Origin of the sequence: Amycolatopsis sp. NPDC051373 (assembly GCF_040689465.1) — a bacterium.
Classification (GTDB): domain Bacteria; phylum Actinomycetota; class Actinomycetes; order Mycobacteriales; family Pseudonocardiaceae; genus Amycolatopsis.
The window spans coordinates 61,075-81,205 of record NZ_JBFBAE010000017.1 but is presented as its reverse complement, the minus strand read 5'-3'; the positions used below and the strand labels follow the sequence as shown (position 1 = coordinate 81,205).

16 protein-coding genes are annotated in these 20,131 nt (G+C 69.5%); 13 read left to right on the top strand and 3 right to left on the bottom strand.

All coding sequences use genetic code 11. The features are described from left to right. The first annotated feature begins 11 nt into the window (after positions 1-11). The 3 genes from AB0383_RS29515 (at position 12) to AB0383_RS29505 (ending at position 2,755) form a co-directional block, all read left to right on the top strand. Complete coding sequence (locus tag AB0383_RS29515) at positions 12-1,202, top strand: MFS transporter (protein ID WP_366189098.1); 1,191 nt, start codon at positions 12-14, stop codon at positions 1,200-1,202. Then, positions 1,199-1,702 (top strand): MarR family winged helix-turn-helix transcriptional regulator, encoded by a 504-nt coding sequence (locus AB0383_RS29510; RefSeq protein ID WP_366189097.1) that lies wholly within the window; start codon positions 1,199-1,201, stop codon positions 1,700-1,702. The genes AB0383_RS29515 and AB0383_RS29510 overlap by 4 nt, the downstream gene beginning before the upstream one ends. Positions 1,703-1,825: 123 nt before the next feature. Further along, positions 1,826-2,755: a trypsin-like peptidase domain-containing protein gene (locus AB0383_RS29505; protein WP_366189096.1), complete on the top strand. Its 930-nt coding sequence runs from the start codon at positions 1,826-1,828 to the stop codon at positions 2,753-2,755. 45 nt (positions 2,756-2,800) lie between these two features. Here the strand turns inward: AB0383_RS29505 and AB0383_RS29500 are convergent, their stop codons facing one another. The 3 genes from AB0383_RS29500 to AB0383_RS29490 all read right to left on the bottom strand — a co-directional run bounded on the left by AB0383_RS29500 (position 2,801) and on the right by AB0383_RS29490 (position 5,400). Beyond that, positions 2,801-3,598, bottom strand: a complete 798-nt coding sequence (locus AB0383_RS29500; RefSeq protein WP_366189095.1) for a family 1 encapsulin nanocompartment shell protein — start codon at positions 3,596-3,598, stop codon at positions 2,801-2,803. Then, positions 3,595-4,650 (bottom strand): Dyp-type peroxidase, encoded by a 1,056-nt coding sequence (locus tag AB0383_RS29495; RefSeq protein WP_364172368.1) that lies wholly within the window; start codon positions 4,648-4,650, stop codon positions 3,595-3,597. The genes AB0383_RS29500 and AB0383_RS29495 overlap by 4 nt, the downstream gene beginning before the upstream one ends. Positions 4,651-4,776: 126 nt before the next feature. Further along, on the bottom strand, positions 4,777-5,400 hold the full coding sequence (locus AB0383_RS29490) for a TetR/AcrR family transcriptional regulator (RefSeq protein WP_364172370.1): 624 nt from the start codon (positions 5,398-5,400) through the stop codon (positions 4,777-4,779). A gap of 126 nt (positions 5,401-5,526) precedes the next feature. On the opposite strand from AB0383_RS29490, the gene AB0383_RS29485 reads away from it, so the two are divergent. The 10 genes from AB0383_RS29485 to AB0383_RS29440 all read left to right on the top strand — a co-directional run bounded on the left by AB0383_RS29485 (position 5,527) and on the right by AB0383_RS29440 (position 20,063). Next, positions 5,527-6,330 carry an SDR family NAD(P)-dependent oxidoreductase gene (locus tag AB0383_RS29485; protein WP_364172372.1) on the top strand — a complete coding sequence of 268 codons (804 nt, stop codon included), beginning with the start codon at positions 5,527-5,529 and terminating at the stop codon, positions 6,328-6,330. Positions 6,331-6,396: 66 nt separating this feature from the next. After that, positions 6,397-7,518 carry a DUF5938 domain-containing protein gene (locus AB0383_RS29480; protein WP_364172374.1) on the top strand — a complete coding sequence of 374 codons (1,122 nt, stop codon included), beginning with the start codon at positions 6,397-6,399 and terminating at the stop codon, positions 7,516-7,518. Between the two features lie 16 nt (positions 7,519-7,534). Continuing rightward, complete coding sequence (locus AB0383_RS29475; RefSeq protein WP_364172376.1) at positions 7,535-9,097, top strand: AMP-binding protein; 1,563 nt, start codon at positions 7,535-7,537, stop codon at positions 9,095-9,097. A 259-nt stretch (positions 9,098-9,356) separates the two neighbouring features. Then, positions 9,357-10,835, top strand: coding sequence for an LCP family protein (locus AB0383_RS29470; RefSeq protein ID WP_364172378.1), 1,479 nt, complete (start codon positions 9,357-9,359; stop codon positions 10,833-10,835). Positions 10,836-11,263: 428 nt separating this feature from the next. Then, complete coding sequence (locus AB0383_RS29465) at positions 11,264-11,821, top strand: class I SAM-dependent methyltransferase (RefSeq protein ID WP_366189094.1); 558 nt, start codon at positions 11,264-11,266, stop codon at positions 11,819-11,821. A 237-nt stretch (positions 11,822-12,058) separates the two neighbouring features. After that, complete coding sequence (gene car, locus AB0383_RS29460; RefSeq protein ID WP_366189093.1) at positions 12,059-15,559, top strand: carboxylic acid reductase; 3,501 nt, start codon at positions 12,059-12,061, stop codon at positions 15,557-15,559. A gap of 320 nt (positions 15,560-15,879) precedes the next feature. After that, positions 15,880-17,184, top strand: a complete 1,305-nt coding sequence (locus AB0383_RS29455) for an epoxide hydrolase family protein (RefSeq protein WP_366189092.1) — start codon at positions 15,880-15,882, stop codon at positions 17,182-17,184. A gap of 14 nt (positions 17,185-17,198) precedes the next feature. After that, the gene (locus AB0383_RS29450) at positions 17,199-18,140 is read left to right on the top strand and encodes an aldo/keto reductase (protein ID WP_366189091.1); all 942 of its coding nucleotides are present in this window, start codon (positions 17,199-17,201) and stop codon (positions 18,138-18,140) included. 1 nt (position 18,141) lies between these two features. Then, entirely contained in the window at positions 18,142-18,927 is a 786-nt protein-coding gene (locus AB0383_RS29445; protein WP_366189090.1) for an ATP-binding protein, read from the top strand. Further along, positions 18,810-20,063 (top strand): LuxR C-terminal-related transcriptional regulator, encoded by a 1,254-nt coding sequence (locus AB0383_RS29440; RefSeq protein ID WP_366189089.1) that lies wholly within the window; start codon positions 18,810-18,812, stop codon positions 20,061-20,063. Before AB0383_RS29445 ends, AB0383_RS29440 begins: the two co-directional genes overlap by 118 nt. The last annotated feature ends 68 nt before the right edge of the window (positions 20,064-20,131 follow it).

Below are 20,131 nucleotides of genomic sequence, written 5' to 3'. Positions count from 1 at the left end.
AGATCCCCGTCGTGACGAAACTGCCGGCGGGGTACCGGAAGCTGTGGTGGGCCAACGGGATCGACAACGTCGGCAACGGCGCCTTAGTCACGGCCATGCCCCTGCTGGCCGTCACCGTCACGCGCGATCCGAGGCTCGTGTCGCTCGTGGCCGCCGCCGAGTACGTGCCGTGGTTGCTGCTCTCGCTGCCCGCGGGCGCCTGGGCCGACCGGCACGACCGCGTCCGGCTCATGACGCGCGCGCAGCTCGCGCAAGCCGCCGTCGCCGGTGCCGTGGCGCTGCTCGTCGCCGGCCACCAGGCGACGATCGTGTTGCTGGTCCTCACGGCCGTCGCCCTCGGTGCCGGCGACGTCGTCTTCGGCACGGCCGCGCAGGCGTTTCTGCCCGAGGTCGTCCCGAAACCGTTGCTGCCCCACGCCAACGGTTCCCTTCAGGTCGTCAAGACGGTGGGCGTCCAGTTCGCCGGCCCGCCGCTGGGCAGCGCGTTGTTCGCGCTCGCCGCGGCCCTCCCGTTCGGGCTCGACGCGGTTTCCTTCGCCGCGTCCGCCGCGCTCGTCGCGAAACTGCCGCGCCGCGCGCACCAAGCCACCCGGAAAGCCCCGATCGCCGAAGGGCTCCGCTGGCTCGCGCACCACCGGCTGCTGCGCACCCTCGCGATTCTCCTGGGCGTCAACACCTTCTGCGGCCAGCTCGCCACCGCGACCCTCGTCCTCCTCGCCACCCAGACCCTCCACGTCAGCCCCGGCGGCTACGGCGCGCTGCTCGCGGCCGCGGCCGTCGGCAGCGTCGCCGGTGGTCTGGTCAATGCCCGGATCGTCGCGAAAATCGGGCCACTCAGCGCACTCGTCACCAGCCTCGCCGCGAACGCCGCGGTCTTCGCCGCCGTCGGCCTCAGCCCGAACGCCGCCGTCCTCGGCGTTTTCCTCGCCCTCAACGGTTTCGTCACCACGCTCTGGAACGTCGTCACCGTCAGCCTCCGCCAAGACCTCGTCCCGGCGCCGCTGCTCGGGCGCGTCACCAGCGTCTACAAGCTCCTCGGCTGGGGCCTCATCCCCCTCGGCACGCTGACCGGCGGCTTCCTCGCGGCGGCCTTCGGGCTGCGAGTTCCCTACCCCGTCGCCGGCGCCGTGCGCGGTCTCGCGTTGCTGGCCGCCTTGCCGGTGCTGGTGCGAAACCGGCACCGGTACCATCGCCCCTCATGACAGAACCGCGCTGGCTGGGCGACGGCGAGCAGCGTGCCTGGCGCTCGTTTCTCGCGATGAGCCAGCGCCTCGACCACGCCCTCGCGCGCCACTTGCAGACCGAGTTCGGCCTCTCCGGCGCCGATTACCTGATCCTCGTCACCCTGTCCGAAGCCCCAGACGGGCGGATGCGCGCGTACGAGCTCATCGAGTCGACCGACTGGGAGAAAAGCCGCCTCTCCCACCATCTCAAGCGCATGGAACGCCGTGGCCTCGTCTACCGTGAGCCCACGGACAACGCGCGCTCCCCCGAGTTCTGCCTCACCCCCGCCGGGCACCAGGCCATCGTCGACGCCGCCCCTGCCCACGTGGCGCAGGTCCGCAGGCTCTTCTTCGACGTCGTCTCGCCCACCGAAGCCGCCCGCTTCGCCGCGACGTGCGAGAAGATCCTCGACGCCCTCGGCGGCACCCTCCTTACTAATCCGGCCAAAAGTAGGCCGACCCCCCACGCGGGCACGTAACCGTCGCTACGAAGCCATTCGGCCGTGACTGTGGTCGGATTAGTGACGATCGACACAGTCGCAAGATCGGGCAATTCACTGGACCGGGTCGGAACCGCCCGCGTCCCCGGCCGTCTCCTGGTCATGACGATCTTGACGATCCGCCGCACCCTGGTGACCCTCGCGGCCGTGGTGGCCACCGCCGCCACAGCTGCCACGACGACCACCGCCGCTTCGGCTGCCGGTGAGAACGACGTGACCGCCTTCAGCACCGCCGACCGCGCGGCCGCACTCGCGTACTGGACACCCGAGAAGATGAAGGCCGCCGGCGCCGACACGATCGACCGCGTGGAGCAGGTCGCGAAACGCTGGTCAGGACCGGGCCCGCAGGGCGTCGGACGGCTGTTCTTCAGCGAGGTCTCGCCCGGCGAGGCGCCGTTGGACACCTGGTGCACCGCGACCGCCGTGCCGAGCACGAGTGGCGACGTCCTCGTGACGGCCGGGCACTGCGCGTACGCCGGGCTGAACCGTGAGGACCAGGTGATCCCGATCAAGAACTCCGTGTTCGTGCCCGGCTACGACCAGGGCCGCCGTCCGCACGGGGTATTCGCGACGCGCGCGCTCGCCTTCCGGCACTCCTACACCACGGGTAGCGAACCCGACGTCGCCATGGTCGTGCTCGACCAGCAGCAGGGCCGCCACGTCGCCCAGATCGCGGGCACGCAGCGGCTTTCCTTCGACCACAAGGGAACCACGCAGGCCGCGATCGTCGGTTACCCCGGTTCGAAGGCGTACTTCGGGGAAGCGCTGATGTGGTGCGACCTGCCCACGCACCAGGACCCGACCGCGTCCGACCACTGGATGTCCACGTGCGACATGGCCGGCGGTTCCAGCGGCGGCCCGTGGTTCGACGGCTTCAACCGCTGGACCGGCAACGGCGAGATCTTCTCGGTCACCAGCCGCGGCGAGCTCGACTACGACGAGACCACCGGCGAGTCCAAGACCCTCAGCCTGGAGGGCGCCCCGCTCGGCGCGGACGCGAAGAACCTCTACGAAGCAGCGGAAAAGCTCTGAAACGAAGGGGAAGCCGCCCACGCGAGGCGGCTTCCCCGTTCGAAATCAGGCAGTCAGACCGACCGCGGCCTCGGCCGTGTTGACCAGGAACGTCAGCGTCTCGCGGAAGTACAGCTGCACGCTGTCGGCGTCGTGGCTCGTGTAGCCGATCGACAGGTCCTGCCCGAAGTGCAGCTCGTAGTCGCCGCCGCGGGTCGTGAGCACGCACGCGCCCTCGATCGCCGGCGTCAGGATCAGGTCGCCGTCCACGATCTGCTTCAGGTGCTCCAGCACCGGGTAACCGTGGTCGGCGGCCTCGATCGCGGCGGTGTACGCGGCGTTGCTCAGCAGCACCGAGTACGGCCCCGCGACGCCGGCCGAACGCAGCTTCGCCAGCGCGTCGCCGATCGCCTTCGGGTACGCGCTCGCGTCGCCGGGCAGCGCGACCGGGCTCAGCGAAGACGCGGGCCGGATGCCCGCGATGCCGGCGCCCGCGAAGCCGTCGAACACGATGCGGTCCTCGGCGTACGCGATGGCCTGCGCGGCGTCCTTCACCGGCTGCCAGTCCGGGTCCTTCGCGCCCCACTCCACGGAGTCGACGGCCTCGCGCGAGACCGTGAAGGGCACCTTCAGGTCCACGATCCGCTGCGCCGTGCGAAGCCGCGTGGTCACGCCCGCCAGCGGGCTCTCGACGCCCTCGACGTGCCCCGTGCCCACGGCCGAGAGCGTCACGTCGTCGGCCACGACCACGTCGACCACCTTGCGCGCCGACGCGAACTCGGCGAACGTGCGGCGGGCCTCGTCCTCCAGGTCCGACCAGGCGACGTCGGAGATCGGGGCGAGTTCGCGATGCAGGTTGTTCATGACCGGGGACTCCTTCGCAGGCTGCCGATGCCCAGCGAGGTGCCGGGCTGGGGTGCCGGAGACTCCGGCTCGGACTCGGATTCTTCCGCCGCGGCAGGGACAGCCGCGACGGTCGGGTCTTCCAGGAACTCCGCCGTGGGCACGTAGAACAACGCGCCCGTGAGCGGTGTCGAGAAGTCGAGGATGCGGTCGGTGTTGCCGGGCGGCGAGCCGACGAACATGTTCTCCAGCATCGTTTCGATGATCGAGGGCGTCTTGGCGTAGCCGATGAAGTACGTGCCGAACTCGCCGTACGCGGGGCGCCCGAAGGGCATGTTGTCGCGCAGGATTTCGAGCTCGTTGCCGTCTTCGTCTTCGATCACGTTGAGCGCGATGTGCGAGTCGCCGGGCTTCTCGTCGTCGGACAGCTCCACATCGGACAGTTTGCGCCGGCCGATCACCAGCTCCTGCTGCTCGGTGGTGAGCTTGTTCCACGCCGTCATGTCGTGCAGGTACTTCTGCACGATCACGTAGCTGCCGCCGTTGAACGCCTCGTCGTCGTCGACCAGCACGGCCTCGACGGCGCCGCGGCCGGTCGGGTTCTCGGTGCCGTCGACGAACCCGAGCACGTCACGCGCGTCGAAGTAGCGGAAACCCTGCACCTCGTCGACGACCGTGACCACGCCCTCGAGCCGCGCCATGATCAGCGACTCGAGCTCGAAGCACAGGTCCATGCGCTCGGCCCGCAGGTGGAACAGCAGGTCGGCCTTGGTCGTCACACTGGTGTGCTTGTCCCCGGCGAACACGGGCAGGTCGTGCAGCTCGGCCGGCTTCGGCGAGCCGTAGATCCGGTCCCACGCCGACGAGCTGACGCCGGCCACGCACGTGAGGCCACCGTCCAGCGACCGGAACCCGACGGAACGCTGCAATCCGGCCAGATCGGCCAGCAGGTCTTTCGCCACGGACTCGCCGCCTGGGTTCACGCGGACCACCAGGAAGATCGCCGCGCGCGTGAGCGGGCCGACCACCTGCTGCGGCTCCGGCGGCAGCTCGGCTGAAGCAGACGCCGTCACCACGCACCCCCAGCGCAGCGCGCTTTCTCGATCACTGGCCCTCCTGCCTGCACAACCGACGCCGAAATCCTAGCCTGGCGCGCCGGATTCGCCCGCCGCACTCACACGGCCGGGAAACCCGCGCCGTCAGGCCGTGCAGAACAGTTGCTTGACCACGCGCGGCACGGCCTCGCCGAGCTCGTCGGCCGCGGTCTCCCGCCCGGCCAGGTGCCGGAGCAGAAACTGCTGGAAGAGGCCGTCGAACGTGGCGTACGCGACCGCCTCGGACACCTGCGGCACGGCGCCGGCCAGCTCGGCGTAGCGCTCGACGATGCGCCAGATCATGGCCTGCCTGCGCTCGTCGATCTCGAGCACGTCGGCGCGGAAGGACTCCTCGAACAGGCTCTGGTTGCGCAGGTCGTACCAGAGGCGGTGCATCACGGCGTCGGTTCGCAGCGTGGCCGCCATGGCCGCGCCGAAGCCGCGTTCGAGCTCCTCGGCGGTGTGCGCCTCGGCCACGACGTCGTCGTAGCGCGTCACGCAGACCTCTTCGAACTTGCGCACCGCGTAGGTGAGCAGCTCGACCTTGTCGGCGAAGTAGTAGTGCAGCACGCCGTGGGAGAAATCCGATTTCTGGGCGATCTCGCGCAGGCTCGTGCGGGCGTAGCCCAGCTCGGCGAGCGCCTGCAGCGCGGATTCCGCCAGCTGCTCGCGCCGCTGGGCGAACTTGTCCACGCCCCGGCGCGAGATGCGCTCCTTTGCCTGCGTCACGCCGGGAGTCTAGCGCGGCCCGGGGCCCGGTGCGGAAATTCCTTGACGACTGTCCAAGAAAATCTTGACGACTGTCCAAAGTTAGCTACCGTGACGTACGCCGCATGTCTCAAGGAGGAGATGTCGATGGTTTCGTACGACCTCAGCGGGCGAACCGCGCTGGTGACGGGTGGGGCACAGGGCCTGGGGGCCGGGATGGCCGAAGCGCTCGCGAACGCCGGGGCCACCGTGGTCATCGCCGACGTGCAGGAGGAGCTGGGCCGCGCGACGGCCGACTCGATCAAGCAGACCGGCGCGACGGCCGGCTTCGTCCGCCTCGACGTGACCGACGACGCGGGCTGGGAGCAGGCCGTGAGCGCGGTCGTTGGCGAGTACGGCGGGCTCGACGTGCTGGTGAACAACGCCGGCGTCGAGATCACCGGCCTCGTCGCCGACCTCGACCCCGCCCACGTGCGCAAGATGCTCGAGGTCAACGTGCTGGGCACCGTGCTCGGCGTGAAGCACGCGTTCCGCGCGATGCGCCCCGGCGGCGCGGCCGGCAACGGCGGTTCGATCGTGAACATCTCCTCGGTGGCCGCGACCATCGCGTTCCCGGGGATCGCGGGCTACTCCGCCACGAAGTCGGCCGTCGACCGGCTCACGCGCGTGGCCGCGATGGAGGCCGGGAAGCTCGGTTACGGCGTGCGCGTGAACTGCGTGTACCCGGGCCTCGTGCCCACGCAGATGGGCAACCAGCTGGCCAACGACGTCGTCGAGGTGGGGTTGTTCCCCAGCGTCGAGGAAGCGATCGGCGCTGTGGTCGGGCAGACGCCGGCGGGCCGGCTCGGCGAGGTGGCCGACATGGCCGACGCCGTGGTGTTCCTCGCCTCCGACGCCGCCCGGTTCATCACCGGCGCGGGGCTGCCGGTCGACGGCGGCATGGGCATGTGACCGGAAACCCGAGCCGAAATCACTGATCTCAGCGACCCCAGCGACCTCTGCGAAAGGACAACCGTCGTGAGCAAGCCCGTCGTCGTCTACGGCGCTTCCGGCTACACCGGGCGCCTGATCTGCGAATACCTGCGTGAGTACAACGTGCCCTTCGTCGCCGCGGGGCGAGACAAGGCGCGGCTTCTGGAGTCGCTCGACCACATCCCCGGCCTCGACACCGTGGACCACGAGGTGGTGGAGGTGGCCCACGAGGTCGGCCCGCTCACCGAGCTGTTCGCGGGCGCGTCGGTGGTGTGCAACACCGTCGGCCCGTTCAGCGAGTACGGCCACGAGGTCGTGCAGGCCTGCCTGGCGTCGGGGGCGCACTACCTCGACACGACCGGTGAGCAGGACTGGCTGATCTCGGCCGAGGAGCGCTACGGCGCCGACATGGCGGCCCGGGGGCTGCTGCTGTCGCCGGGTATCGCGCAGATGTACACGACCGGCGAGATCGCCGCGAACATCTGCTTGGAGACGCCAGGGCTGGACACCCTGGACATCCTGGTGTTCTGGAAGGGCTACCCGACTGTCGCGTCGACTCGCACCATTCTCGTCAACGCGGCGCTTTCGTCGGCGTATTACCTGGAACAGAACGAGTACCAGGAGTGGCCGGCCGACGGCGGTCTGCACGACGTCGTCGTGCCCGGTCACCACGAAACCGGTCTCGCGCTGCCGTGGGGCGGGACTTCGCACCCGGTGTGGTTCAAGCGCGACCCGCGCGTGGCGAACGTGAAAGCCATCGGCGGCGTGTTCGACCGCGCGCTGGTGCAGGGCGTGCCGATGATCGTGGCCGCGGTGCTGGAGCAGTTGAAGGACCTGCCGGAGGCAGAGAAGCTGAAGGTGCTGCACGAGCAGGCCGCCGCCGTGCGCGACGAGATGCCGCCGCGGGAGAACCAGCGGCTGAACACGTCGCTGGACTCGGTGCACGCGTCCGGTCCGCTGGGCCGCGCCCACTGCGTGATCCACGGGACGTGCAACTACAAGCAGACGGGCCTGCTGCAGGCGTACGCCGCGTACTCGCTGTTGCAGCAGCCGCCGCGGCGGGCCGGGTTCGCGTCGGCGTGCCAGGCGTTCGGGCACCGGGAACTGCTCGGGGTGCTGCGGTCGTTCGGGCTCGTGTCCAACCCCGTGCTGACCGTGCACGCGTGAGCCGGGGAGACGAGCGGTGCGGTTGATCGACTACCTCGACAAGGGCGCCTCGCTGGGCGCTTCGGCGCCGTGCCTGACTTACAGCGGCTTGACGAAGGACGGCGTTTCACTGAGCTACGGCGAGGTCCAGGAGCTGTCCTGGCGGGTCGCGCGGGCGCTGGCGCGCTCGGGCGTGCGGCCGGGCGACAAGGTCGCGATCCTCTCGGGGAACGACCCGGTTTCGTTCGGCTGCGTCTTCGGTATCAGCCGCGCAGGGGCGGTCTGGTGCCCGGTCAACCCGCGCAACGAGGCGGCCGAGAACAGGGAGCTGCTCGACCTGTTCGACTGCACGTGCTTGCTGGTGCAGTCTTCGTTCGCATCGCTCGTCTCCCGCATCCTGCCGGACCTGCCGGCGGTGAAAACGGTGGTGTGCCTGGACGGTTCGATGCCGGGTGCGGTGTCGTTGCCCGGCGCGGTGTCATTGACGGAGTGGCTCGACGGGTTGGAAGCGTCACCGTTCGATGCCGCGCCGCCCGACGACGTGGCCATGCTCGTCGGCACCGGCGGCACCACCGGCCGGCCGAAGGGCGTGGTGCTGACCGGGCACAACGTCGAGACGATGTCGGCGCTCACGCTCATGAGCTACCCGTTCTCGCCGCGGCCGCGGTATCTCGCGCTGGCGCCGCTGACGCACGCGGCCGGCGTGCTGTGTTTCCCGGCGCTGACGCTGGGCGGCGAGATCGTCGTGATGCCGAAGCCGGACCTGGGCGAGTTCCTGGCGCTGGTTCACCGGCACCGCATCACGCACACGTTCCTGCCGCCGACGTTGATCTACTTGCTCCTGGATCACCCGGATCTGTCCACAACGGACTTCAGCTCGATGGAATGCCTGTGGTACGGCGCCGCTCCGATGTCGGCCGCGCGGCTCGAAGAGGCGATCACGCGCATCGGCCCGGTGCTGGGCCAGCTCTTCGGCCAGAGTGAAGCACCGATGATGATCTCGACGATGGCGCCGGCCGAGCACTTCCACGCCGACGGTTCCCTTGCCCGCGAACGCTTCACCTCCGCGGGCCGGCCCACGCCGCTCACGCGCGTCGCCATCATGTCCGACAACGGATCCCTGCTGCCGTCCGGCGCGCGCGGCGAGATCGTGGTGCGCGGGCCGCTCGTGATGCCGGGCTACTACAAGAACCCCGCCGCGACCGAGGACGTCAGCCGCTACGGCTGGCACCACACCGGCGACATCGGCTACCTCGACGACGAGGGGTACCTCCACATCGTCGACCGCGCCAAGGACATGATCATCACGGGTGGTTTCAACGTGTACTCCGCCGAAGTCGAGCAGGCCCTGATGACACACCCGGCAGTGCAGGACTGCGCCGTCGTAGGCCTGCCGCACGAGAAATGGGGCGAACAGGTCACGGCGGTCGTGCAGCTCCACAGAGGACGTTCGGCGTCCGCGGACGAGCTGCGCGGCGTCGTGAAGGAAGTCTTGGGGAGCGTCAAAACGCCGAAGGTCGTCGAGATCTGGCCCGACCTCCCCCGGTCGAAGGTGGGCAAGGTGCTGAAGACGGACGTCAAGGCCCAGCTGCTCCGCTGAGCGGCACCCAGCGGACGGATCGCCGTCGCGAGGAGACCCCGTGTCCTCGCGGCGGCGATTTCGCGTGTCCGCGCGGACACTATGCGCCCACCGCGAATAATCACCGGTACAGACCTTTGTCCGGTCTTGTCCGCTCCCGTTACGACATCGGAAACGCCCCGCGGCCGAGGCCGGAAACGGGGCCGCTACCGTTGGCATTTCGAGCACCGGACGGCGTCGGGCCCCGGTATGCCGGAGAAACTGCAGAAGAGGAGCCCTGATGCGTCGCACCAAGGCCTCCGGTCCGCTGCGCGCGGCCCAAGTCGTGCTCGTGGTCGTGTCCCTGCTCGTGCTGGGCGGCACCGGTTACGCGTGGTCGACCCTGCAGTCACTCACAGACGGCCTGACCAGGGCCGATGTGATCACCGGCACCGACCAGCCGCCGCTGGGCGAGCAGAACATCCTCATGGTCGGCCTCGACACGCGCACCGACGCGCAGGGCAATCCGCTGCCCGCCGACGTGCTCTCGCAGCTGCACGCGGGCGGCGCGGACGACGGTGGCGACACGACCGACACCATGATCGTCATCCACATCCCCGCGGGTGGCGGCCAGGCGACCGCGATCTCCATCCCGCGTGACTCCTACGTGAAGATCGCCGGCGACTACGGCAAGCACAAGATCAACTCCGCGTACACCTACGGGCTTGTCGCGGAGAAGAACAAGCTGGTCGCGCAGGGTGTGTCCGGCAACCAGCTGGAGACGGACTCCGCGCAGGCCGGCGCCAAGACGGCGATCGACACCGTGCAGCAGTTCACCGGGCTCACGATCACGCACTACGCGGCGGTGAACCTCGCCGGCTTCTACTACCTGAGCGAGGCCGTCGGCGGCGTGCCGGTGTGCCTGAGCAAGGCCGTGCACGACTCGTACTCGGGCGCGAACTTCGCGGCGGGCCCGCAGAGCGTCGGCGGGGCGAAGGCGCTGCAGTTCGTGCGCCAGCGTCACGGACTGCCCAACGGCGACCTCGACCGCATCAAGCGCCAGCAGGTGTTCATGGCGAGCATGGCCAAGACGATCCTGTCGGCCGGCACGCTCGCCGACCCGGGCAAGCTGGACAACCTGATCACGGCCGTGAAGAAGGCCGTGGTGGTCGACTCCGGCTGGGACATCGTCGGGTTCGCGCAGCAGCTGCACGGGATGAGCGCGGGCGCGCTGAAGTTCGTCACCGTGCCGGTCGTGAACATCTCGCTCAAGACGCCGTCGGACGGCGACGCGGTGGAGGTGGATCCCGACCAGGTGCAGCAGTTCGTGCGCCAGCAGCTGGGCACGCCGGCAACCTCGTCGGACGCGCCCGCCGCGCCGGGCGACTCGAGCCTGAGCCAGTACACCGTGGACGTGCGCAACGCGTCGGACACCAGTGGCCTGGCCGCGGGCGTGGCCGACAAGCTCGCGGCCGCCGGGTACACCAAGGGCACGGTGGCCAACGCGACCACCCGCAAGATGTCGATCGTCTTCTACGGCCACAGCCAGAAGACCGAGGCGACGCAGATCGCGAAGACGCTCGGCGGGATCGCCGTGAGCCCCGACTCCTCACTGGACAACGACCACTTCCGCGTGTTCCTGGGCAAGGACTACGAGGACTCCAGCGGCTCGTCGAGCACCGGCGGAGCGCCTCAGGTGCACCCGGCGGCGTATGTGAGCCCCGCGCCCGCGCAGACCCCACCGGCGATCACCGGCGACGGCGTCCCCTGCGTGAACTGAGTCCCTTTCATCCCGATAAATCGTTTTTGGGCATTCTGGGAATTGCTCTTATTTCGCGCGCTTCGGTAACGCTCACTCCCCTGTTTCGGACTGAGCGAGTGAAGCGAATCGACGGCGAAAAGGGTTTCCCGCCATGTCCGAAAGACAGAAAACGGCCAACTTCCAGACCCTGCTGAACCACTTTTCGGTGGCCAACGCGAAAAGGGTGGCCGCGAGTGCCGAAGAGTTCGCGCAGCGTGTGCTCGCGACCGTCGGTGCCCGCCAGCCGGAATCGCGGATCTCTGCCGACTCGCAGACTTACTGGCGCCGGCCGAGCGGGGATCGCTGGCAGGCCAACGCACATTGGCGCGACGCGTCCGTGCCAGGGCAGCGACCTGTGGTCGCACCTCGGCCGCGAGCATCTCGAACTGTTCGACGCGGGCGCCCGGATGGCGGGCTTCACCGGCCCGTGGCACCGCGTTCTGGAATGGGGCTGCGGCGGTGGCGCGAACGCGATCCACTTCGCTCCGCGCGCGGAAGAATTCATCGGCGTCGACATCGCCGCGGAAACGTTGCACGAATGCGAACGCCAGGTGAAAGCCGCGTGTGACACGCCGTTCCTGCCGATCTCGATCGACGTCACAAATCCCGAACAAGTGCTCGAAGCCGTCGGCGGTTTTGTCGACGTCTTCTTCTCCTGCTACGTCTTCGAGTTCATCCCCACTCCGGAGTACGGCGAACGCCTGCTGCACATCGCCCGGCAGCTGCTGACTCCCGACGGCCTGGCGATGATCCAGATCAAGTACGACCCCGGTTCGTGGCGCACCGGACCCCGTCGCCGCGCCTACCGCACGGGGCTGGCCGAAATGACCACATACGGCATCGACACGTTCTGGCAGACCACCACCCGCTGCGGCCTGCAGCCGCTCGCCGTGCACCTGGTCCCGAAGAACGAGCTGGACGAGCGCTACGCGTACTTCTTCCTGCGCAACGGAAATCCCTCCTGATCCGGTTTGCGCGGTTCGTCCCCGTCAGAGAATCTCGGGGTACGTGGGAGTCTTGTTGCTCATTGACCGTTTTTCCTACCAGGCGTGATCGAGACAGCACAACGCGTTCATGATCACAAACACAAGCAGGTGTCCGGCCGACCACGATCAGTAAACTTAGGGGACGCAAACAACTAGCCCAAAAGGAGCCGACGGCGCCTCCCGCTGGACGAACGCCGACCCAGGGAGGGCTGAGCATTGGCGACCCCGCCGACCGAGATCACCAGTACCGAGCACCGAGTCGAGGAGCTGCTGGCGGCTGAGCCGCAGCTGCGGAACGTCGCCCCCGACGCCAGGATCACCGAAGCGATCCGACGGCCGGGACTGCCGCTGGTCGAGCTGATCGAAACGGTGATGACGGGCTACGCCGAGCGCGCCGCCTTCGCCGAACGGGCCACGGAGGCGGTGATCGACCCGGCGACGGGCCGCACCACGCGCCGGCTGCTGCCGCGGTTCGACACCGTGACCTACCGCGAAGCGTGGCAGCGCGCGTGCGCCATCGCGGGCGAGTGGACCCACCACGCCGAAGCCTCCGTGGCGGCCGGTGATTTCGTGGCCACGCTCGGCTTCACGAGCACCGAGTACGCGATCATCGACCTCGCGTGCGTCCGCGCCGGCGTGGTGTCCGTGCCGCTGCAAGCGGGCGCGACGGCGGGCACGCTCAAGCCGATCGTCACCGAGACCGGGCCGAAGCTCCTCGCGTCCGATGTGGACAACCTCGACACCGCCGTGGACCTCGTGCTCGACAGCACGACCGTGCGGCGCCTGGTGGTGTTCGACTACCACCCCGAGGTCGACGCCGAGCGCGAGACGTTCGAGGTCGCCAAGGCGCGGCTCGCCTCGGCCGACAGCCCGATCGTCGTCGAGCCGCTGAGTGCGGTGCTCGAACGCGGCGCCACCACGGCGCCCGCGCCGGTGTCCGACGCGGAGCCGGACCGCCTGTCGCTGCTCATCTACACCTCCGGCAGCACCGGCACGCCCAAAGGCGCGATGTACACCGACCGCCTGGTCGCCAACCTGTGGCACGGCCTGTTTCCCGGGCGCCCCTCGTTTCCCGTGGTGAACCTCAACTTCATGCCACTGAGCCACGTGATGGGCCGGGCGCTGCTCGTCGGCACCCTGGCCGAAGGTGGCGCTGTGCACTTCGCGGCGAAGAGTGATCTGTCCACCTTGTTCGAGGACCTCTCGCTCACGCGGCCCACTGACCTCGTGATGGTGCCCCGCATCTGCGACATGATCTTCCACCACTACCAGAGCGAACTCGACCGCCGCGCGCTCGGCGCCGGCTACTCCGCCGAGCTGGAAACCGAGGTCAAGCTCGACCTGCGCGCGAACTTCCTGGGCGGCCGGATCGTGTGGGCGGGTTGCGGTTCCGCGCCGCTTTCGGCCGACATGGAAGCGTTCATCGAGTCGGTACTGGGCCTGCGGCTGCACGACGGCTACGGCTCCACCGAAGCCGGCATCGTGCAGTGGGACCACAAGCTGTCGCGCCCGGCCGTGCTCGACTACAAGCTCGACGACGTCCCGGAACTCGGCTACTTCTCCACGGACACCCCGCACCCGCGCGGCGAACTCCTGCTCAAGGCGAAATCCATGGTCCCCGGGTACTACAAGCGCCCCGACGCCACGGCCGAGGTGTTCGACGAGGACGGCTACTACCGCACCGGCGACATCATGGTCGAGACCGCGCCGGACACGCTGTACTACCTCGACCGGCGCAAGAACGTGCTGAAGCTGTCGCAGGGCGAGTTCGTGGCCGTGTCGCGGCTGGAGGCCGAGTTCGCGGCGGCGTCGTCGATCCGGCAGATCTACCTGTACGGCAGCAGTGAACGCGCGTACTTGCTGGCGGTGATCGTGCCGACGCCGGACGCGCTGGAAGCGTTTGCCGACGGCGAAAAGCTCAAGGCCCAGCTGAGTGAATCGCTGCAGAGCATCGCGAAGGAGTCGGACCTCAACTCGTACGAGATCCCGCGTGACTTCCTCGTGGAGACCGAGCCGTTCAGTCCTGAGAACGGGCTGCTCACGGGAATCCGCAAGCTGTCGCGGCCGAAGCTGAAGGAGCACTACAGCGAGCGGCTCGAACAGCTCTACCGCGAGATCGCCGAGCGCGAGTCGAGCGAGCTGCGCGAACTGCGGCAGGTCGGGCATTCGCAGCCGGTGTTCGACACGGTCGTGCGGGCGGCGCAGGCGCTGCTCGGTGCGTCTTCGAGCGAGCTGAGCCCCGAGGCGCACTTCGTCGAGCTGGGCGGCGATTCGCTGTCGGCGCTCACGTTCTCCAACCTGCTGCGGGAGATCTTCGACGTCGAGGTGCCGGTCGGCGTGGTCATCAGCCCGGCGACCGACCTGCGCAAGCTCGCGTCGTACATCGAGGACGCACGCGAGTCGGGCGCCAAGCGGCCCTCCTTCGCCAAGGTCCACGGCGCGGGCAGCACCGAGGCGCGCGCCGACGCGCTCACGCTCGACAAGTTCCTCGACGCGGCCACCCTGGACGGCGCCTCGACGCTGGCGCGCCCCACCGGCACCGTCGGCACGGTGCTGCTGACCGGCGCCAACGGTTACCTCGGCCGGTTCCTTTGCCTGGAGTGGCTGGAACGGCTGGCCGAATCGGGTGGCCGGCTCATCTGCCTCGTTCGCGGCAGCTCCGCCGAGGCCGCGCACCGGCGGCTCGAGGACGCGTTCGACAGCGGCGACGCCAAGCTGCTGCGCCACTTCCGCGACCTGGCCGCCGACCACCTGGAGGTGCTCGCGGGCGACATCGGTGAGCCGGACCTCGGCCTCGACGAGGCGACCTGGCGCCGGCTGGCCGACACCGTGGATCTCATCGTGCACCCGGCCGCGCTGGTGAACCACGTGCTGCCTTACGACCAGCTGTTCGGCCCCAACGTGGTGGGCACCGCGGAGCTGATCCGGATGGCGTTGACCTCGCGGATGAAGCCGATCACCTATCTGTCCACAGTGGCCGTGATCGCCGACCAGGCCTCCTCGGCCGACGAAGTGTCGGACATCCGCGTGACAAGCCCCGTGCGCGTGCTCGACGACAGTTACGCCAACGGCTACGCCACCAGCAAGTGGGCCGGCGAGGTCCTGCTGCGCGAGGCCAACGACGCCTTCGGCCTGCCCGTCGCCACGTTCCGCTCCGACATGATCCTGGCGCACAGCCGCTACTCCGGCCAGCTCAACGTCCCGGACATGTTCACCCGGCTGCTGCTCAGCCTCATCGTCACGGGCATCGCGCCCGGATCGTTTTACAGTTCGACCGCGCCCGCCCACTACGACGGCCTGCCCGCCGACTTCACCGCCGAGGCCATCACCACCCTGGGCACCCAGGCGATCGAGGGCTACCGCACCTACAACGTCCTCAACCCCCACGAGGACGGCGTCTCCCTCGACACCTACGTCGGCTGGCTCGTCTCGGCCGGCTATCCGATCAAGCGCATCGACGACTACGCCGAGTGGTTCGCCCGCTTCGAGACGGCCATCCGCGGGTTGCCGGAGAAGCAGAAGCAGCACTCGCTGTTGCCCCTGCTGCACGCATTCTCGGCCCCGGCCTCCCCTGTCGACGGGGCGGGCATCCCGACCGACCACTTCCGCTCGGCGGTGCAGGACGCCGGCATCGGCGCGGACAAGGACATCCCGCACGTGACCGTGGAGCTGATCCGGAAGTACGCGGCGGATCTGTCGCAGCTCGGGTTGATCTGAGGTTCTCTTGCCCGGCGCCGGGGAAACTTGGCGCCGGGCGGGGCTTTCCGGGCGGGATCCGAGGGTCTCGGGCTTTGCCGTCGCGTCAGGTGCGGAACGCTCACCCTGGCGGTCTCCTTCGCGGACCTCAGCCCCTCCGGCGCCTTCGGCCTCGACGGCGCAAGAACTCCGTAATACCCACCCACGAATAACGCCAGAAAAGCAACAGAAATCGCCATCTTTTCTCGGCGGGATGCGGGCGCTGGCCGCGATGATCAAGAACGGCTAGCGTCGGAAACGGCCGTCCGGCCCGCATTCTTTCCCGTCGAGGAGAAACAGTGATGTCCGAGAACACGTCCGAGCATTCTCGGCGGAAATTCCTCGCCACGTCGGCGGGGGCATTGGCCGTTGCGGCCTGCGCGTCGACGCTGCTGGCCGGGACCGCGAACGCCGCGACCGTTGCGACCGCCAAAGCAAGTACCAGCGCCATCTGCCGCTTCCGCATCGCCGTACCACAGCGCGACCTCACCGACCTACGCAACCGGCTGCGCGCCACGCGATGGCCGACAAAGGAGACCGTCGCCGACGATTCGCAAGGCCTGCAGCTCCAACGCGTCCAAGACCTCGTCAAGTACTGGACCACCCGCTATGACCGGCGCAAGGTCGAGGCGAAGCTCAATTCCCTCCCGCAGTTCACCACGGAGATCGACGGCCTCGACATCCACTTCCTGCACATCCGCTCGAAGCACGAGAACGCGCTGCCGATCGTCATCACGCACGGCTGGCCCGGGTCGGTCCTCGAAATGCTCAAGGTGATCGGCCCGCTGACAGACCCGACGCGCCACGGCGGCAGTGCGGCCGACGCGTTCCACGTCGTCATCCCCTCGATGCCCGGCTACGGCTTCTCCGGCAAGCCCACCGCCGCCGGCTGGGGCCCGGCGCGGATCGCGAGGGCGTGGGACGTGCTCATGAAACGCTTGGGCTACAACGAGTACGTCTCGCAGGGCGGCGACTGGGGTTCGGTCGTCTCCGACGTGCTCGCCGCGCAGAAGCCCGCCGGGCTGCTCGGCATCCACGTGAACATGCCCGCGACCGTGCCGCCGGAGATCGCGAAGATCCTCACCGACGGTGGTCCCGCGCCGGCCAGTCTGTCCACTGAGGAGCGTGTGGCGTTCGACTCGCTCAACACCCTCTACACGCGCGGCTCCGGCTACTCGGCGATGATGGTGACCCGCCCGGAGACCGTCGGCTTCGGGCTGGCCGACTCGCCCGCAGGCCTCGCGGCGTGGATGTACGACAAGTTCGCCGCGTGGACGTACAGCGGCGGCGTGCCCGAGAAGGTGCTCACCCGCGACGAGATGCTCGACGACATCACCCTCTACTGGGTCACCAACACGGCCGTGTCGTCCTCGCAGCTCTACTGGGAGAACAACGCGAACAACTTCAACGCCGTCGACGTCTCGATCCCCGCCGCCGTGACCGTGTTCCCCGGCGAGCTCTACCGCGCGCCGCGCAGCTGGGCCGAGCGCGCCTACCACGACCTGCGCTACTACAACCAGGTCGACAACGGCGGCCATTTCGCCGCGTGGGAGCAGCCGGAGCTGTTCTCGAAAGAACTTCGCGCGGCGTTCCGCTTCCTTCGCTGATTACACTCGCGCGGGTGGACACGATCACCGCCCCCGCGCCCCCGGCGTGGTACGGCTGCATGGGTCTCGGCGGCAGCTGGGACCCGGCACCATACGCGCCCGCCGACGTCGATGCCGCCGAGGCGGCGATCACCGCCTCGCTCGACATCGGTGTGACCGCCTTCGACCACGCGGACATCTACCGCCACGGCAAGGCGGAGGCCGTGTCCGGCGAGGTGCTCGCGCGCACGCCGGGGCTGTGGGAGCGAATCGTGCTCCAGACCAAGTGCGGAATCCGGCTCGACGGCGGCTTCTACGACCTGCGCGGCGCGAGCATCACGGCGCGCGTCGCGCAGAGCCTCGAACGGCTGCGCACCGAGTACGTCGACGTGCTGCTCCTGCACCGGCCCGACCCGCTGGCCGACCTCGGCGAGGTCGCGCAGGCTTTGCACCGCCTGCGCGAGGACGGGCTGGTCCGGCACTTCGGCGTGTCCAACATGAGTGCCGCCCAGATCTCCGCGCTGCGGTCGCGTGTGGACTTTCCGCTGGTGACCAACCAGCTGGAGATGAGCCTCGCCCGACGGGACTGGGTCGAGTCGGGCGTGCTGGTGAACACCTCGGCGGCCGCCGCCAACGGCTTTCCCCACGGCACCCTCGAATACTGCGTCGAGCACGGAATTCAGCTCCAGTCCTGGGGTTCCCTGGCTCAGGGTGTCTACACAGAACGCCAGGCCACGCCGGTCGAAGAGGCCACCGCCCAGCTGGTGAAGGAACTCGCCGCCCACCACGACACAACTCCGGAAACCATCGTCCTCTGGTGGCTGATGCGCCACCCGGCGCGGATCGCCCCGGTGCTCGGGAGCACCCGGCCCGAACGCATCCGCGCCTGCGGAGACGCCGTGAACCGCGAGCCGGCCCTCACCCACGAAGAGTGGTACCGCCTGTGGATCACCGCCCGCGACGAGCCGTTGCCCTAGCGTGGTCGAGGAAAGGAATTCGGTCCTGTTCGGACGGGAGCTGGAGCAGAAGCGCCTGGCGGAGCTGGTCGACGGCGTCGGCGAACGCGGCGGCGCGTTGCTGGTGCGGGGCGAACCGGGCGTCGGCAAGTCCGCTCTGGTCGCCACCGTCCGCCGGCAGCTCGGCCCCTCACGCACGACGATCCTGACCGCAACGGGCGCGGAACCCGAGCAGCACCTCCCCTACGCCGGTCTCAACCAGCTGCTCTACCCCCTCCGCGACGCCACGACCGCCCTCCCGGCCACCCAGCGCACGGCTCTGCGCACCGCGCTCGGCCTCGTCGACGGCCCGGCGCCGCAGACCTATCTCGTCGGCCTCGTCGACGGCCCGGCGCCGCAGACCTATCTCGTCGGCCTCGCCGTGCTCAACCTCCTCAGCGAGGCAGCCGCTGCCACGCCGCTGGTCCTGCTGCTGGAAGACGTCCACTGGCTCGACCGCGCGACCCAGGACGTGCTCGCGTTCCTCGCCCGCCGCGTCGAGTCCGAGCCCGTCGTCCTGATCGCGACGGCCCGCGACGACGAACCCACCCGCCTCGACGACCTCCCTTCCCTCACGCTGGCCGCCTGGCAGGCACGGTCGCCCGGGACGGTGATCTCGACCTGGCCATGCGGATCTTCTGGAGCACCGCCATGCGCTGCTTCTGGATCGAGCCCGGCGCGCTGGCGCGCGAACGCATCACCGCGATCGCCGACGAGCTGCCCGTCGACCCGGCCGACCCGCGGATGGTGGCGATCGCGGCGTACGTGACGCCGCTGGCGCGCGGGGCGCAGGTGGTGGCCGCGTTGCGAGAGCTGGTGGACCGAACCACCGACCCGACCGTGATCCGGTTCCTCGGCAGCGCCGCGCTGCAGGTGGGCGCGTTCGACCTCGCGGCCCGGTTCTCCCTGGCCGCGCAACCGGGTCTCCGCGCCGAAGGCCGGCTCGGGTTGCTGAGCCGCGCGCTGGCCGTGCAGGCCTGGAGCCACGCCCGGCTCGGCGATCTGGCGGCCGCGTTGCCCGCCGCGGAAGAAGCCGGCCGGCTTGCGCACGAAACGCGCCAGCCGTACATGGTCGGGCTGGCCAGGGCGGTGCAGGCGGAGATCGCCGCGTTGCGCGGGGACCACGATCTGGCCGAGAAGCTCGCCGCGGAGGCAGAACGCGTGGGCCTCGCGGCGGGCGCGCGGCCGGTGCTGGCCACGGTGCAGCTCGCCCGCGGTCTGGCCGCCCTCGGCTCGGGCCGGCACGCGGACGCCGTGGCCGCGTTGTTGCGCGTCTTCGATCCCGCAGACCCCGCGTACCAGCTGGCGCTGCGCTGTTACGTCGTCGCCGAGCTGGCGGAGGCGGCCGTCCACTGCGATCGCGCCGACGTGGTGCGCGATCTGATCGCCGAGCTCGAACAGGCCCCGACGACGTCCCCCGCGCTGCACCACGGCCTGCGCTACGCCCGCGCCGTACTCGCCTCCGACGAGGACGCGGAGGAGCTGTTCCGCGTCGCGTTGCAGGCCGATCTCACGGGCTGGCCGCTCGAACGCGGACGGCTGCAGCTCGCGTTCGGCGAGTGGCTGCGACGGCGTCGCCGGGCGGCGGAGTCGCGGCCGGTGCTGCGGGCGGCGCGGGAGACGTTCGACGCACTGGGCGTCACGGCGTCCAGCGATCGGGCCGCTCGCGAGCTGCGCGCCGCGGGCGAGGCGACGCCGGACCGCGAGCCGGACGCGCTGGGCGACCTCACGGCGCACGAGCTGAACATCGCGCACCTGGCCGCGGAGGGGCTCACGAACCGGGAGATCGGGCAGCGGCTGTACCTGTCGCACCGGACCGTGAGCACGCACCTGCACCGGATCTTCCCGAAGCTCGGCATCAGCGCCCGCGGCGAGCTGGGTGCCGCGCTGCGCCGCGAGGGATGACGTACACCCACGGCGTCATCTGACGGGCGCGAAGCCACCCCGCCACTGCCTACCGTCACAACGCGGAA